Here is a 14,994-nt window from a genome sequence, read left to right on the forward strand (position 1 = left end):
AGAGCAATTATGTTTTTAGTGGATTCTCACTGTCATCTCGACGGCCTGGACTATGAAAAGTTGCACACCGATCTGGACGATGTAGTGGCGAAAGCCGCCGCGCGTGATGTGAAGTTTATGCTGGCCATCTCCACCACCTTACCTGGTTTCAAAGCGATGAAGCCGCTGATTGGCGATCGGCCAAATATTGCGCTCTCCTGTGGCGTACATCCGCTCAACCAGGAAGAGACGTACGATTTTGCTGAGCTGCGTGCGCTGGCGGCCGATCCGCGCGTGGTGGCAATGGGCGAAACCGGCCTTGATTACCACTATCAGCCGGAAACTAAAGCGCGCCAGCAGGCGTCATTCCGTGAGCATATCCGTGTTGGCCGCGACCTGAACAAGCCGGTTATCGTGCACACCCGCGACGCGCGCGAAGACACGCTGGCGATTTTGCGCGAAGAGCAGGTGGAAGGATGCGGGGGGGTGCTGCACTGCTTTACCGAAGATCGCGCCACCGCCGCCACCCTGCTGGATATGGGGTTCTACATCTCATTTTCCGGCATCGTGACCTTCCGCAATGCCGAAAGCCTGCGTGACGCTGCGCGCTATGTGCCGCTGGATCGGATGCTGGTGGAAACTGATTCACCTTATCTGGCGCCGGTGCCGTATCGCGGCAAAGAAAACCAGCCGGCTTATACGCGTGATGTGGCGGAATACATGGCAGTGCTGAAAGGGGTGGATATCGAGACGCTGGCGGCAGCGACCACGCAGAACTTCTCCACGCTGTTTCATGTTCCGATGACGTCGCTCGGCGGCTGATTAATTTTATTGCGCGTAATAAAGAAGATTGCTGCGAGAAATGTGCGGGTTGAATCGCAGCCTGCGCATTTTTTTTGCACAAAAACTGGCGTAATCTCCAGAAATATCCTAATTAAAGACGCGCATGTTGAGCGAAACGTGATAGCCATCAAATTACCGGATAGTGAATTATTTTACACTTCGTAATAAATCAAAGAGGCGCACCAACGTCTCATCCGGCAAGGGTCTCTCCCGCCTGTTGCCACCCGTGAAATCGCGGAAAAAGCACTCATACTCAGGAGTTTCACATTATGTTTAAAAATGCATTTGCAAACCTGCAGAAGGTCGGTAAATCGCTCATGCTGCCGGTATCGGTGCTGCCGATTGCCGGGATCTTGTTAGGGGTAGGCTCTGCCAACTTCAGCTGGCTGCCGCTGGTGGTTTCACACGTGATGGCAGAAGCGGGCGGTTCAGTGTTCGCCAACATGCCGTTAATTTTTGCGATTGGTGTTGCACTCGGTTTTACCAATAACGACGGCGTCTCAGCGCTGGCTGCTGTGGTGGCCTATGGCATCATGGTGAAAACGCTGGCGGTGGTTGCACCGCTGGTGCTGCACATGCCTGCGGCGGAGATTGAAGCCAAACACCTGGCGGATACCGGCGTACTGGGCGGGATCATTGCCGGTTCGATCGCGGCCTACATGTTCAACCGCTTCTATCGTATCAAGTTGCCTGAATATCTGGGCTTCTTTGCCGGTAAGCGCTTTGTACCGATCATCTCTGGTCTGACCGCAATTTTCCTTGGCGTGGTGCTGTCGTTCATCTGGCCACCGGTAGGTACCGCTATCCAGACTTTCTCCCAGTGGGCGGCCTATCAGAACCCGGTTGTAGCATTTGGTATTTACGGCGTGATTGAGCGTTCGCTGGTACCGTTCGGTCTGCATCATATCTGGAACGTCCCTTTCCAGATGCAAATTGGTGAGTTTACTAACGCCGCAGGTCAGGTATTCCACGGCGACATCCCACGTTATATGGCAGGTGACCCAACCGCAGGTAAACTCTCCGGCGGCTTCCTGTTCAAAATGTACGGTTTACCTGCGGCAGCGATTGCAATCTGGCATTCCGCTAAGCCTGAAAACCGTGCCAAAGTCGGCGGCATCATGATCTCCGCAGCGCTGACCTCGTTCCTGACCGGCATCACCGAACCGATCGAGTTCTCGTTCATGTTCGTGGCACCGATTCTGTATGCAATTCACGCCATTCTGGCTGGCCTGGCATTCCCAATCTGTATCCTGCTTGGCATGCGCGATGGCACCAGCTTCTCGCACGGTCTGATCGACTTTGTCGTGCTTAGCGGCAACAGCAGCAAAATCTGGTTGTTCCCGATTGTCGGCGTGATTTACGGTCTGATTTACTACACCATTTTCCGCGTGATGATTGCGAAATTTGACCTGAAAACGCCGGGCCGCGAAGAGGCGACCTCAGAGCAGACCACCAGTTCATCCAACGAGATGGCAGCTAACCTGGTTAACGCGTTTGGTGGCAAAGAGAACATCACTAACCTCGATGCCTGTATTACCCGTTTGCGCGTCAGCGTGGCGGACGTGAGCAAGGTTGACCAGTCAGGCCTGAAGCGTCTTGGCGCGGCGGGTGTGGTGGTGGCCGGTTCTGGCGTGCAGGCGATCTTCGGCACCAAATCAGATAACCTGAAAACTGAAATGGACGAATACATGCGTAATCAGTAAGCCGCAGCGGTTGTGCAGCTAACAAAAAAAGAGCGAGTTGATCTCGCTCTTTTTCTTTTTAGTGACGGGTAAGCTGCCTTTACAGATAAACGCGCAGATATTCCGTCAGCGCCAGTAGCGCCATTGCCTGACCATAGGGCATCGAGGTCAGCGGCACCTGGCGATAATAATCCAGATCGTTGCCCATCGCGGTACCAAACGACACCTGCATCAACTCCCCCTCAGCATTGATCTGCGCCGTTACGCCATGCAGCGCCTTTTCCGCCATCGGTAGAAACGTCGGTGGCAGATAGCGCTTGCGTACCGCTTTCAGCACGCCATAAGCAAAACCGGCGCTGGCCGAGGCTTCCAGATAGCTGTCGCGATCGTCGAGCAGGGTGTGCCACAGGCCGCTCTCATGCTGCAACGCCTGCAGCGCGCTGACCTGCGCCTCCAGCACCTGCAGCAAAAAGCGTCGCGTCGCGTGCTGTTCCGGCCAGGCCATTAGCTCAAGAAAGTCAGGGATCACGATGGTGAGCCAGCTGTTGCCCCGCGCCCAGCGCGCGCGCGCAAAGTTGTGGTTACCCTCAAAGCTCCAGCCGTGAAACCACAGGCCGGTTTCGCGATCCATTAAATACTGCACATGGGTCAGGAACTGAAAGGTCGCCTCTTCAACGTAGTCATCGCGGCCCAGCAGTTTGCCGATCTTCGCCAGTGGTAGCACGCTCATCATCAGCGTGTCATCCCACAGCTGCTGGTGGTTTTCATTGTTGTACACCACATGCTGAATGCCACCGTGGCGGGTGCGCGGCATCTCATGCATTACCCATTCCGCCCAGCGCTCCAGCACCGGCAGCCAGGCGGGATTGCGCGTCTCCTCGTAACGGTAAGCCAGCGTCAGAAAAGGACACATGGTGTTGACATTTTTGGTGGGCAGCGGCTCGGCCAGCCGGGCGGCAAACCAGTCGTCGATGATCTGCAGCGTTTGACGATCGCCGGTCTGCTGATAATAGTGATACATGCCATACAGGCCGATGCCGTGCGTCCACTCCCAACCGGCCCAGCCTTTGGTATCGATCACCCGACCGTCGTCGAGGCGCAGCAAAAATTCGCCGCTTTCATCGGTGATGTTGACCAGATTGTCGGTGAGTTTCGCGATCAGCTGCAGGAGCTCGCTGCGCGGTAACAGGAAGTCAGGCTGGCGCAGCAGTGCGCTCTGTTTCACAGGAAATATTGTCATGGTCTCTGTTCCGGTTTATCAGTTAGCGGGTCAAAAGTGAGAATCACGGGGCGATGTGCGGCAAGCGGCGGCGCGGCAGGCCGGTTACGATTAAGAAAGCCGATATTGTTGTTGCCCCACAGGTTTTCGTACGGCAGGCCGGCCAGCTCTTCCACCACCGCGCGTGCCTGCGGCGTGATGGCCTCAGGCAGCGGTCGGCCAGCATCGCGCATCTTCACCGTCTCGGCGCGCAGGATGGCGTGCGTATGCAGATTGAGCTTAAAGCGCAGCGAGATAACAAAGCCGCAGGCGAGTACCGCCACGGTGCCAATGCTGAGAATCGCCAGAATGGTGTGGCCCACGCTCTCAGCCTGCACCGGCTTGCCGGAAACGAAGCCCGAAAGCTGCAGCACGATGCCAACAAACATGACCGCACCGGCCTGCGACGCCTTGCGGGTCAGCGTCATGATGCCGGCAAAAATGCCTTCACGACGCTGGCCGGTGATCACCTCATCAACGTCGGCAATGTAGGTGTAGATATTCCACGGCACGTAGTTGATGCCGCCGCGACCAAGTCCGGCCAGCGCAGAGATCACCACCAGCAGCGCCATATTGTCATTCATGCCGGTAAACCACAGGCCCGCATAAGAGATGGCGCTCAGTCCGAATAGCACCACCACCAGCCGATAAGAGGGCGCCGGTCCAAGACGAATACAGAGCGGAATCATCGCCATCACCGCAATAAATTGCAGTACGGCCATGGTGCCCATCAGGTTAGCGGCGATCTGGGCGCTCTGCATCAGCACAAACACCACGTACCAGGTAAACACCGCGTTAAACACGTCCTGCGCGATGTAGCCGCCAAGATACATGCCGAGATGCTGCCGGAAGATGCGGACGCGCAGCGTTGAGCTCAGCTCGACAAACAATCGCTTCATGCTCTGCGCAAAGGTCAGTTGCTGTTTGTCTTCCTCGGCGCGGCGTGATTCCGCAGAAAAATCCTCTGGCGCCCGTTCCCAGGTAAACAGATAGACCAGCGTCAGCACCAGCGCGCAGATACAGGAGAACACCAGGCTGGCCCAGAAAAAGGAGTGCGGATTATCTTTACCGAGATAGCCAAGCAGGATGCCGGGCAAAAAGGCCGCCAGAATCGCCGACAGCTGCGCCAGCGCAATACGCGCGCCCGAGAACTTGGTTTTCTTTTTGAAATCATCGGTCATTTCCGGCACCAGCGTTTCATAAGGCACCAGCACCATGGTGTAGACGATGTCGAACAGCAGATAGGTCAGCAGGTACCACCAGTAGTTCATATCAGCCAGCCACATCAGGCTGTAGCTAAACACCAGCGGAATGCCGAGCAGGATAAAAAACTTACGGCGGCCAAAACGCTTGCCGAGCCAGGTCGAGCCAAAGTTATCGGTAAGAAAGCCCATTAACGGGCTGATCACCGCATCCAGCACGCGCGCCATGGCAAAGATAAAGGTCGCTTCGATCGGCGTCAGGCCGCAGAAGGTGGTGTAAAAATAGAGCAGCCAGGCAGCGGTCAGGGCGGTGGTGCCGGCACCGAGAAAATCGCCGGAGCCGTAAGCCAGATAGTGTGCCAGTCCGATTTTGCGTGTGCGCATGGGAAAACTCCTGTGTCGAAACGGGGGCCGGTATCCGTACATCACAATCGGAATCATTCAAAAATAAGGCGCGGCCAGCGGTGAAACCTTCGTGATTTGGCAAGATGCGCAATAGTAATGGCAAAATCACGAAGAAAAACCCGTCAGGAATCTAATTTATGAAACGCTGTTTTAATTTATGTCAGGGCGAACGGCAGAAAAGGATGATAAGCAGCGCAACGCTGCAATGCTCGCCAGTTGGCGAAAGAAAATAGCCGCTAAGGTTGAAAGAAAATGAACTTCTCACTCATACTCAGCGATAACTTATTCCCTGCTAAGGATCTGCACCATGGCTGAAGAAACGATTTTCAGTAAAATCATTCGACGTGAAATTCCTTCCGATATCCTCTATCAGGACGAACTGGTTACCGCGTTCCGTGACATCTCCCCGAAGGCGCCGGTTCACGTGCTGATTGTGCCTAACGTGCTGATCGCCACCAGCAACGACGCGCTGGAAGCGCATGAACATGCGCTGGGCCGCATGATCACCGTGGCGGCAAAAATTGCCCGGCAGGAAGGCATTGCGGAAGAGGGCTATCGCCTGATCATCAACTGCAACCAGCACGGCGGCCAGGAGGTGTATCACATTCATATGCACCTGGTGGGCGGCAAACCCCTGGGACCGATGCTGAGTGTCTAAGGCATCGCATTCGATGCGCGCACTTTTACTCGCACTGCCGCTGGCAGCGCTGATGCTCACCGGCTGCAGCAACGATAAACCGATGATCAACACCGCACAAAGCCTGGTGATGGAATCTGCAGTGCTGTCGGCGGGCATCATCACTGACGATCCGGTGATTGGCGAACGTGATGGCCAGCAGCGGGCCGCCAGCGTGCTCTATAATCAACGCGAAACGCCGGTAGATGTCTGGTATCGCTTTTACTGGTATGACGATAAAGGGCTGGAAATTCTGCCTTATGAACGACCGCGCGTCAGCCGGGTTCCGGCGCACAGCAGTGTAGAAGTCGCCTCGCAGGTCGGCAATCTCACCGCCAGCAAGGCGCGCCTCTATTTATGGTTACAGGAGTAATATCGTGACTCGCAGTATCACAAGACTTTCCGGCATTCTGGCGCTGGCGCTGTTCCTCAGCGGCTGTATTAACCAGCGCACCAGCGAACAGCCACCGGCACCGGTTGAACCCGCCACGCCCGAAACGCCGGTGCAACAGCCGCCGCCGATCCAACAGCCTGAACCCGTTGAAAACGTGCCGCAGCCACCAAAATTGCGTTCCATTAACTGGGACAGCAGCGTTCAGCCGCTGGTAGCCAGCATGCTGAAAGCCGAAGGCGTGACCGATGGCAGCGTGCTGCTGGTCGATCGGGTGAAAAACAGCACTAACGGCAGCCTGCAAATTGATAAAGCCACCGCCGCATTGCAGAATGCGCTGGCGAACAACGGCAAGTTCACGCTAGTGTCGGCGCAGCAACTGGCGCAGGCGAAGCAGACGCTGGGTCTGTCGCCAGAAGATAGCCTGAACTCACGCAGCAAAGCGGTGGGCCTGGCGCGCTACGTTGGCGCGCAATATGTGCTCTACAGCAATGCCGACGGCGACATTAAAGCGCCACAGCTTCAGATGCAGCTGATGCTGGTGCAAACCGGCGAAATTATCTGGTCAGGCAACGGTGATGCGCAGTTTTGATCCCGCGCTGCAGCAGCTGTTGAACCAACATTTACCGGCGGCTTTGGTCGCCGGTAATTTTTTGCCGCTGGCTGGCCTGACCGGCTTAAGCGGACAAATTGTCTGGGAAAATGGCCGGTTGTTGGCACGCCGTCAGCCCGACTATCCGCTGCCGCTGGTCGATCGCCAGCGCGAGTTTCGCCTGCTGCGAAAACTCAGTGCGCAGGGCATGGTCGCTGCGCCGCTGGCGGTGAACCGCGAATGGCTGCTGCTGCCGTGGCAGGCAGGGGAACCGGTCACGGCTTCGCTTAATACGCTACGCCCGTCGTTGCTCTCGCTGCTAAACCGGCTGCATCATCAGCCGCTGACCGGCTATCGTTTACGCCTGCTGCCGTTGTTGCAGCGCTACTGGCAGCTCTGCGAGCAGCGCCACTATCGCTGGCAGCACGCGCTACGCCGTTTGCAGATGCGCGGGGAGCCGCAGCCGCTGCGCCTGGCGCCCTTGCACATGGATATCCACGCGGGCAATCTGCTGCACACGCCACAGGGGCTACGGCTGATTGACTGGGAATATGCCGGTGACGGCGACGTCGCGCTGGAGCTGGCCAGCCTGCTGTACGCCAGCGGCGAGCGCGATTGCTGGCTGCGCGACTATGCGCAGATGGCCCGCCTGTCGCTGCCCGTCTTGCGTCAGCAGACGGCTCGCTGGCAGCCGTGGCTGGAACTGCTTGCTGCCAGCTGGTATCAGCTACGCGCCGAGCAGAGTCAGGATGCCCAACTGATTGCCGCCGCGCAGGACGCCTGGCAGCAGCTGGGCCAGTCTCATTTATCGTCAGCGGTTCGCGCTGGCGAAATTATCTGATTGTTGGAGTAGAAACATGGAAAGCCTGATCCCCGGGCCAGTAATGCTGGATGTGCAACATTATGAACTGGATGCCGAAGAGCGTGAGATTCTGCAGCATCCGCTGACTGGCGGGCTGATCCTGTTCAGCCGCAACTACCACGATCCGCAGCAGCTGCGCGAACTGGTACGGCAAATCCGCGCCGCGTCGCGCCATCGCCTGCTGATCGCCGTGGATCAGGAAGGCGGGCGCGTGCAGCGTTTCCGCGAAGGCTTTACCACACTGCCTGCCATGCAGTCGTTTGCCGCGCTGGAACAGGGCGACGCTGCTTACGCGCTGGCGCACAGCGCTGGCTGGCTGATGGCGGCAGAGATGATCGCCATGGATATCGATATCAGCTTTGCGCCGGTGCTCGATATTGGCCACATTAGCGCCGCGATTGGCGACCGTTCGTTCCATCATGACCCGGCGATTGCGCTGCAGGTGGCACGTCACTTTATTGCCGGCATGCATGAAGCGGGCATGAAAACTACCGGCAAACATTTCCCCGGCCACGGTGCGGTCACTGCAGATTCGCACAAAGAGACGCCGTACGATGCGCGTGATGAAGCCACTATCCGGGCGCATGATATGGCGATTTTCCGTCAGCTGATTGACGAGCAGGCGCTGGATGCCATCATGCCGGCACACGTCATTTATAACCAGGTTGATGCGCTGCCCGCCAGCGGATCGCCGCACTGGCTGAAAACCGTGCTGCGCGGCGAACTGGGCTTTGACGGCGTGATTTTCTCAGACGATCTGTCGATGGAAGGCGCTGCGGTGCTGGGCAGCTACGCCGAGCGAGCGCAGGTGTCGCTGGATGCGGGTTGCGACATGGTGCTGGTGTGCAACAACCGCGCCGGTGCGGTCAGCGTGTTGGATAATCTGCAGGCGGCACCGGCCAGCCGGGTGTCACAGCTCTGGCATCGTCAACACTACAGCCGGGATGAGCTGCGCGCCAGCAGCCGCTGGCAGTCTACTCAGCAGCAGCTCAGCACGCTGCAGTCACGCTGGCTGGCGCACAAGGCCGAACAGCAGCAGCGTTAATTCCCCCCTCAATGCACGGCAGCGCCTCGCTCGCCGTGCTCACCATCCCAGGCTACGCTACGCCATAAATGACTCATGCCCGCGCGCGTTTTAACCCTGCGCGTTGCTGATTTATTGGTCTTATTCTGAGTTTCCAGCGAAACAATGACCTGCATCAATTTTCTCATGAACAGGAGTGAAGGGCGTGCTATTCTGCGATCAGCTCGCGATTTAGCTTCGCCAACCCTATGTTTACTAAGGTTTTTATTAACCTTTAGTTAACGATTGGTTCACATCTTAAGGGGGTCTTTTTTGACTACACCGATTCAAACCATAGTGATTGTCGGCGGTGGTGCCGGCGGCCTTGAGCTGGCTACCCAGCTGGGGCATAAACTGGGCCGCAAGAAAAAAGCGGAGATTATCCTGGTCGATCGTAATCACAGCCATTTATGGAAACCGTTGCTGCATGAAGTGGCTACCGGATCTCTGGATGAAGGTATCGACGCCGTAAGCTATCTGGCGCACGCGCGTAATCACCATTTCAGCTTCCAGCTCGGCACGCTCACCGATGTTGATCGCGAGAGCAAACGCCTGAAGCTGGCGGAAATCCTCGATGCCAACGGTGCCGTGCTGGTGCCTGAACGCGATCTCGCCTACGACCAGCTGGTGTTTGCGCTGGGCAGCACCTCCAACGATTTCGGCACGCCGGGCGTGAAAGATCACTGCATCTTCCTCGATAACCCCCATCAGGCACGCCGTTTTCACAACGAGATGCTCAACCAGTTCCTGAAGTTCTCCGCCAGCGGCTCGCCGGAAGAGCAGGTCAACATTGCAATTGTGGGCGGCGGCGCCACCGGCGTGGAGCTCTCTGCGGAGCTGCACAACGCAGTACGCCAGCTGCACAGCTACGGCTATAAAGGGCTGGACAGCAAGGCGCTGAACGTCACGCTGGTGGAAGCGGGCGAGCGGATTCTGCCTGCGCTGCCGCCGCGCATCTCTGCGGCTGCGCATCAGGAACTGACCAAAATCGGCGTGCGCGTATTGACGCAAACCATGGTCACCAGCGCCGAGAAAGGCGGTTTACACACCAAATCGGGTGAGTTCATCAATGCCGATCTGATGGTCTGGGCAGCGGGTATCAAAGCGCCTGATTTCATGAAAGGCATCGGCGGTCTGGAAACCAACCGCATTAATCAGCTGGTGGTGAAAGAGACGCTGCAAACCACGCTGGATGACAGCATTTATGCCATTGGCGACTGCGCCTCCTGTGCGTTGCCGGGTGGCGGTTTTGTGCCACCGCGCGCGCAGTCTGCGCATCAGATGGCTTCGCTGGTGCTGCACAATATTCTCGCGGCGCGTAAAGGCCAGAGCCTGAAGGCCTACGTTTATAAAGATCACGGTTCGCTGGTTTCGCTCTCCCGTTTCAGTACGGTGGGCAGCCTGATGGGGAACCTGATGCGCGGTTCGATGATGGTGGAAGGACGTATTGCGCGTTTCGTCTACATTTCGCTCTATCGTATGCACCAGATCGCCCTGCACGGCTATTTCAAAACCGGCCTGATGATGCTGGTAGGCAGTCTCAACCGGGCGATTCGCCCACGGCTGAAGCTGCACTAAACGCCGCCGGTTATAAGCAAAAGCAATTAATCAAGCCGTTTGTGACAATGTCACAAACGGCTTTTTCTATTTTTAAGCGGATCTGTTGCCAGGAAACATCCTAAAGGCGATGACTTAACCCCAATTGTTGCATTTCGTCCGTTTGTCTGATGTCGCGTTGCCGCTTCATCTGTAAGAATTTTTGACAAGCAATGTGGTGCGTCGCGCACACCGCTTCTGTTCAGTTTGCAGGGATTTCGGCGAACAGTATTGCGCGGTAACAATTTGGTCGATCATTACATAAACTTATTTATATGTGGTGCCGGATGGCACTGCCAGCGCCCTCTACAGGATGTGAGCGTTGATGAATGAAGATAATAAAAGTAATGGCGACTGCTTCAGGAGGTTTCCTGTGAATAAATCAATGTTAGCGGGTATCGGTATTGGTGTGGTGTCAGCGTTAGGCGTTGCGGCTGTCGCCGGTATGAACGTGTTTGATCGCGGCCCGCAATATGCGCAGGTGCTGTCAGCCACGCCGATCAAAGAGACGTTAAAGAACCCACGTCAGGAATGTCGGAACGTAACGCTAACCCATCGTCGTGCCGTACAGGATGAGCACCGCATCGCCGGTTCTGTTCTGGGTGCAGTGGCGGGCGGCGTAGTCGGCCACCAGTTTGGCGGCGGACGCGGACGCGATGTGGCCACAGTCGCGGGTGCACTGGCAGGCGGTTTTGCCGGTAACCAGGCGCAGGGCAGCCTGCAGAACAACGATACCTACACGACCTCGGAAAAACGCTGTCGTACCGTGTACGACAAGCAGGAAAAAATGCTGGGCTATGACGTCACCTATAAGATTGGCGACCAGCAGGGCAAAGTGCGGATGGAAAACGATCCTGGCACACGCATTCCGGTTGACCGTAATGGCCAGCTGGTGCTGAACAACCAGGCATAAGCGGCAAAGACTTTCTCCCGATTGGGAAACACAGCAAACAGGACGATTCTCGCGAATCGTCCTTTTTTTTTGGTCAGGCGGCGGCGTTCTGCTGCAGCTGCTGCATAAAGTCGCGTACCCATTGCATGCGTACCTTGCGTTCACCCAGGTCACGCATAAACTTCAGGCGCGTCGGGCCATCAAGTCGCCACTGCTGCGGATCCTTTTGCAACAAACCGATTAGCCACGCAGGATCGGCTTTGTTCTTCTCGGCAAATTCGATGAAACCGCCTTTTTCGCTCGCTTCGATGCGTCGCACGCCCAGCTTGCGCGCGGTCAGGCGCAGCGCGGCGATATCGAGCAGGTTGCGCGCCGGGTCAGGCAGCATACCGAAGCGGTCAATCAACTCGACCTTCAGCTCATCCAGTTCAGCTTCGCTGGCGGCGCTGGCGATGCGTTTGTAAAACGACAGCCGCGTGTTGACGTCCGGAATGTAGCTCTCCGGCAGCAGCGCAGGCATACGCATCTCAATGTCGGTCTGGTTACTGGTCAGATCCTCCAGCGACGGCTCGCGGCCTTCCTTCAGCGCATCCACCGCGCTCTCCAGCAGTTCCATATAGAGCGTAAAGCCGATGGTCTCCATCTGGCCGCTCTGATCTTCACCCAACAGCTCACCCGCGCCGCGGATCTCCAGATCGTGCGTTGCCAGCGCAAAACCGGCACCTAAATCTTCCAGCGAGGCGATCGCCTCAAGGCGTTTTTTGGCGTCGGTGGTCATCGCTTTTGGATGCGGCGTCAGCAGCCAGGCGTAGGCCTGATGGTGCGAACGACCGACGCGGCCACGCAGCTGATGCAGCTGCGCCAGACCAAAGCGATCGGCACGCTCAATAATAATGGTATTGGCGGTAGGAATATCGATACCGGTTTCAATGATGGTGGTGCAGATCAACACGTTGAAACGCTGATGATGGAAATCGTTCATCACGCGCTCCAGATCGCGCTCGCGCATCTGGCCGTGACCAACGGCAATGCGCGCTTCCGGCACCAGTTTTGCCAGCCGCTGAGCGGCTTTCTCAATGTTTTCCACATCGTTGTAGAGATAGTAAACCTGGCCACCGCGCAGAATTTCACGCAGCATCGCCTCGCGCACTACCAGATCGTCAAATTCGCGCACAAAGGTTTTCACCGCCATGCGACGCGCCGGTGGCGTGGCGATAATCGACAGATCGCGCATGCCGCTCATCGCCATATTCAGCGTGCGCGGGATTGGCGTGGCGGTCAGGGTTAAAATGTCGACGTCGGCGCGCATCGCTTTGATGCGTTCCTTGTGGCGCACGCCAAAGCGGTGCTCTTCGTCGACAATCAGCAGGCCGAGATCGCGCCATTTCAGATCGGTCATCAGCAGCTTGTGCGTGCCGATAAGAATATCGATTTTGCCGTCTACCGCCTGCTCCAGCACCTGTGTCTGCTCTTTCGCGCTGCGGAAACGGGAGAGCATTTCGATGCGCACCGGCCAGTTGGCAAAGCGATCGCGAAAATTGTCATAATGCTGCTGCGCCAGCAGGGTCGTCGGCACCAGCACCGCCACCTGCTTATGATTTTCCACTGCCAGGAAGGCGGCGCGCATCGCCACTTCGGTTTTACCAAAGCCGACGTCGCCGCACACCAGCCGATCCATCGCCAGTGGCCGACACATGTCGCTCAGCACGGCGTTGATCGCCTGTGCCTGATCCGGCGTGGTTTCAAACGGAAAACCCTCGCAGAACAGCTGATACTGTTCACGATCGTGCTTGAAGGCGAAGCCCACTTTGGCAGCGCGCTGGGCGTAAATATCCAGCAGCTCGGCGGCGACATCACGCACTTTCTCGGCAGCTTTTTGCCGCGCGCGCGACCAGGCATCGCTGCCCAGTTTATGCAGCGGCGCATTTTCATCGGCACCGCCGGCATAGCGGCTGATCAGGTGTAACGACGATACCGGCACGTAGAGTTTGGCGTCACCGGCGTAGGCCAGCATCAGATATTCTGCGGTAATCCCGCCGGTTTCCAGCGTGGTCAGGCCGATATAGCGGCCGACGCCGTGCTCAAGATGCACCACCGGCTGGCCCGGATGCAGCTCGGCGAGGTTGCGAATCAGCACATCGGGATTGATGGTGCGGCGGCTGTCCTGGCGGCGACGGCTCACCCGTTCGCCAAGCAGATCGCCTTCGCAAATCAGTGCCCGCTGACGCAGAGCATCAATAAAGCCGTTTTCGCTGGCGCCGATCATCAGATATTGACCCTGATTACCCGCTTCATCGATGCAGCCGATCGCCTTGGGCACCAGCTTGATGCGGGCCAGTAGTTCCTGGAGCGCTTCGCGGCGACCTTCGCTTTCTACTGAGAAAATCGTGGCGCCCTCAAACTGCTCAAGGAAGCGGCGCAGATCGTCGAGCGGCGCTTTGGCCTGCGCCTGCACGGCAAGGGGCGGTAGCGGCTGATAATCAAGATTGGTGTTGGCGGCTTTTTCCGCCAGCGTTTCGCTGCGCAGCTGAACGCGCGGCCACTGTTTCAGCTCGCTGTTCAGCGCGTCAGGGCGCAGCCAGAGCGATTCCGGTGGCAGCAGCGGGCGCATCGGATCGACGCGGCGATTTTCATAGCGGGCGTTGATATCCTGCCAGAAACGTTCGCTGCCGCTGTCGATATCGCCGCTGTTGATCACCAGCGTGTTGGCGGGCAGATAGCTAAACAGGGTTGGCAACGGCGTGCTGAAAAACAGCGGCTGCCAGTATTCAATGCCGGTAGGCAGCGTGCCTTTGCTGACCTGCTGATAAATGTGCTCGGCTTCGCGACGCACTTCAAAATGTTCGCGCCACTGGCTGCGAAACAGCTCAATCGCCGCTTTGTCGGTGGGAAACTCGTGCGCGGGCAGCAGGTTAATCGCCTCAACTTCTTCCAGCGTACGCTGGCTGTCGACGTCGAACAGACGCAGGCTGTCGATCTCATCGTCAAAAAAGTCGATGCGGTAGGGCTGCTCACTGCCCATCGGATAGAGATCGAGCAGCGCGCCACGCGTGGCGTATTCACCGTGCGCCATCACCTGATCGACATGCCGATAACCTGCTTGCTCCAGCTGGTCGCGCAGCAGATCCCGCGACTGCTTTTGGCCTTTTTGCATCACCAGCGCGTGGCCGTGCAGAAAACTGTGCGGACAGACGCGCTGCATCAGCGTGTTCACCGGCGCAATCAGCAGGCCGCGCGTCATGCCCGGCAGGCGATAGAGCGTGGACAGGCGCGAAGAGATGATCTCCTGATGCGGCGAAAAGCTGTCATAGGGCAGCGTTTCCCAGTCAGCGAGGCTGTTCACCGGCTCACGGGTAAACTGCCGGATCTCATCATGCAGGCGCAGGGCGGTTTGCATATCGGGCGTAATCAGCAATACCGGGCCCTGATGGCGTTCAATAATGTCGGCGCATTCAACGGCAGAAGCGGCGCCGGTCAACTGACCAAGCTGACGTTGGTCTCCGGCCCTGGTGGGAAGGGAATAGCGAGTCTGTTCAGGCATAGTCGTTTTGAC

The 14,994-nt window shown here is 57.4% G+C and carries 12 protein-coding genes; 9 read left to right on the forward strand and 3 right to left on the reverse strand.

Features of this window, described 5'->3' with window-relative positions:
* Window positions 1-9: 9 nt before the first annotated feature.
* Together EM595_RS07230 and ptsG are read left to right on the forward strand one after the other, a co-directional pair.
* The gene (locus EM595_RS07230; protein WP_067429646.1) at window positions 10-801 is read left to right on the forward strand and encodes a metal-dependent hydrolase; all 792 of its coding nucleotides are present in this window, start codon (window positions 10-12) and stop codon (window positions 799-801) included.
* Window positions 802-1,091: 290 nt separating this feature from the next.
* A complete protein-coding gene (gene ptsG / locus EM595_RS07235) occupies window positions 1,092-2,525 on the forward strand; it encodes a PTS glucose transporter subunit IIBC (protein WP_067429648.1) in 1,434 nt (477 codons plus the stop codon).
* 79 nt (window positions 2,526-2,604) lie between these two features.
* Here ptsG and bglB read toward each other — a convergent pair whose 3' ends face one another.
* Both bglB and EM595_RS07245 read right to left on the reverse strand, forming a co-directional pair.
* Window positions 2,605-3,744: a beta-galactosidase BglB gene (bglB, locus tag EM595_RS07240; RefSeq protein ID WP_067429651.1), complete on the reverse strand. Its 1,140-nt coding sequence runs from the start codon at window positions 3,742-3,744 to the stop codon at window positions 2,605-2,607.
* Complete coding sequence (locus EM595_RS07245) at window positions 3,741-5,348, reverse strand: MFS transporter (RefSeq protein ID WP_067429654.1); 1,608 nt, start codon at window positions 5,346-5,348, stop codon at window positions 3,741-3,743. Before EM595_RS07245 ends, bglB begins: the two co-directional genes overlap by 4 nt.
* 328 nt (window positions 5,349-5,676) lie before the next feature.
* On the opposite strand from EM595_RS07245, the gene hinT reads away from it, so the two are divergent.
* The 7 genes from hinT (at window position 5,677) to EM595_RS07280 (ending at window position 11,462) form a co-directional block, all read left to right on the forward strand.
* A complete protein-coding gene (gene hinT, locus EM595_RS07250; RefSeq protein WP_067429657.1) occupies window positions 5,677-6,027 on the forward strand; it encodes a purine nucleoside phosphoramidase in 351 nt (116 codons plus the stop codon).
* A gap of 13 nt (window positions 6,028-6,040) precedes the next feature.
* Complete coding sequence (locus EM595_RS07255; RefSeq protein ID WP_067429659.1) at window positions 6,041-6,418, forward strand: YcfL family putative periplasmic lipoprotein; 378 nt, start codon at window positions 6,041-6,043, stop codon at window positions 6,416-6,418.
* Between the two features lie 4 nt (window positions 6,419-6,422).
* On the forward strand, window positions 6,423-7,028 hold the full coding sequence (lpoB, locus tag EM595_RS07260) for a penicillin-binding protein activator LpoB (RefSeq protein ID WP_067429661.1): 606 nt from the start codon (window positions 6,423-6,425) through the stop codon (window positions 7,026-7,028).
* Window positions 7,015-7,869, forward strand: coding sequence for a thiamine kinase (gene thiK, locus EM595_RS07265; RefSeq protein WP_067429663.1), 855 nt, complete (start codon window positions 7,015-7,017; stop codon window positions 7,867-7,869). Before lpoB ends, thiK begins: the two co-directional genes overlap by 14 nt.
* A 16-nt stretch (window positions 7,870-7,885) precedes the next feature.
* Window positions 7,886-8,935 (forward strand): beta-N-acetylhexosaminidase, encoded by a 1,050-nt coding sequence (gene nagZ / locus EM595_RS07270; RefSeq protein ID WP_067429665.1) that lies wholly within the window; start codon window positions 7,886-7,888, stop codon window positions 8,933-8,935.
* Between the two features lie 303 nt (window positions 8,936-9,238).
* The gene (locus EM595_RS07275; protein ID WP_371317161.1) at window positions 9,239-10,531 is read left to right on the forward strand and encodes an NAD(P)/FAD-dependent oxidoreductase; all 1,293 of its coding nucleotides are present in this window, start codon (window positions 9,239-9,241) and stop codon (window positions 10,529-10,531) included.
* Between the two features lie 391 nt (window positions 10,532-10,922).
* A complete protein-coding gene (locus EM595_RS07280) occupies window positions 10,923-11,462 on the forward strand; it encodes a glycine zipper 2TM domain-containing protein (protein ID WP_067429674.1) in 540 nt (179 codons plus the stop codon).
* 73 nt (window positions 11,463-11,535) lie between these two features.
* Here the strand turns inward: EM595_RS07280 and mfd are convergent, their stop codons facing one another.
* Window positions 11,536-14,982 (reverse strand): transcription-repair coupling factor, encoded by a 3,447-nt coding sequence (gene mfd, locus EM595_RS07285; RefSeq protein ID WP_067435255.1) that lies wholly within the window; start codon window positions 14,980-14,982, stop codon window positions 11,536-11,538.
* Window positions 14,983-14,994 lie beyond the last annotated feature (12 nt).

It is taken from the genome of Duffyella gerundensis, assembly GCF_001517405.1.
GTDB classification, from domain to species: Bacteria; Pseudomonadota; Gammaproteobacteria; order Enterobacterales; family Enterobacteriaceae; genus Duffyella; species Duffyella gerundensis.

Excerpts from the sequence above, each read along its gene's own strand:
- mfd (WP_067435255.1), bottom strand. The coding sequence starts at position 14,982 with ATGCCTGAACAGACTCGCTATTCCCTTCCCACCAGGGCCGGAGACCAA.
- EM595_RS07245 (WP_067429654.1), bottom strand. The coding sequence starts at position 5,348 with ATGCGCACACGCAAAATCGGACTGGCACACTATCTGGCTTACGGCTCC.
- EM595_RS07255 (WP_067429659.1), top strand. The coding sequence starts at position 6,041 with ATGCGCGCACTTTTACTCGCACTGCCGCTGGCAGCGCTGATGCTCACC.
- thiK (WP_067429663.1), top strand. The coding sequence starts at position 7,015 with ATGCGCAGTTTTGATCCCGCGCTGCAGCAGCTGTTGAACCAACATTTA.
- bglB (WP_067429651.1), bottom strand. The coding sequence starts at position 3,744 with ATGACAATATTTCCTGTGAAACAGAGCGCACTGCTGCGCCAGCCTGAC.
- nagZ (WP_067429665.1), top strand. The coding sequence starts at position 7,886 with ATGGAAAGCCTGATCCCCGGGCCAGTAATGCTGGATGTGCAACATTAT.
- ptsG (WP_067429648.1), top strand. The coding sequence starts at position 1,092 with ATGTTTAAAAATGCATTTGCAAACCTGCAGAAGGTCGGTAAATCGCTC.
- hinT (WP_067429657.1), top strand. The coding sequence starts at position 5,677 with ATGGCTGAAGAAACGATTTTCAGTAAAATCATTCGACGTGAAATTCCT.
- EM595_RS07230 (WP_067429646.1), top strand. The coding sequence starts at position 10 with ATGTTTTTAGTGGATTCTCACTGTCATCTCGACGGCCTGGACTATGAA.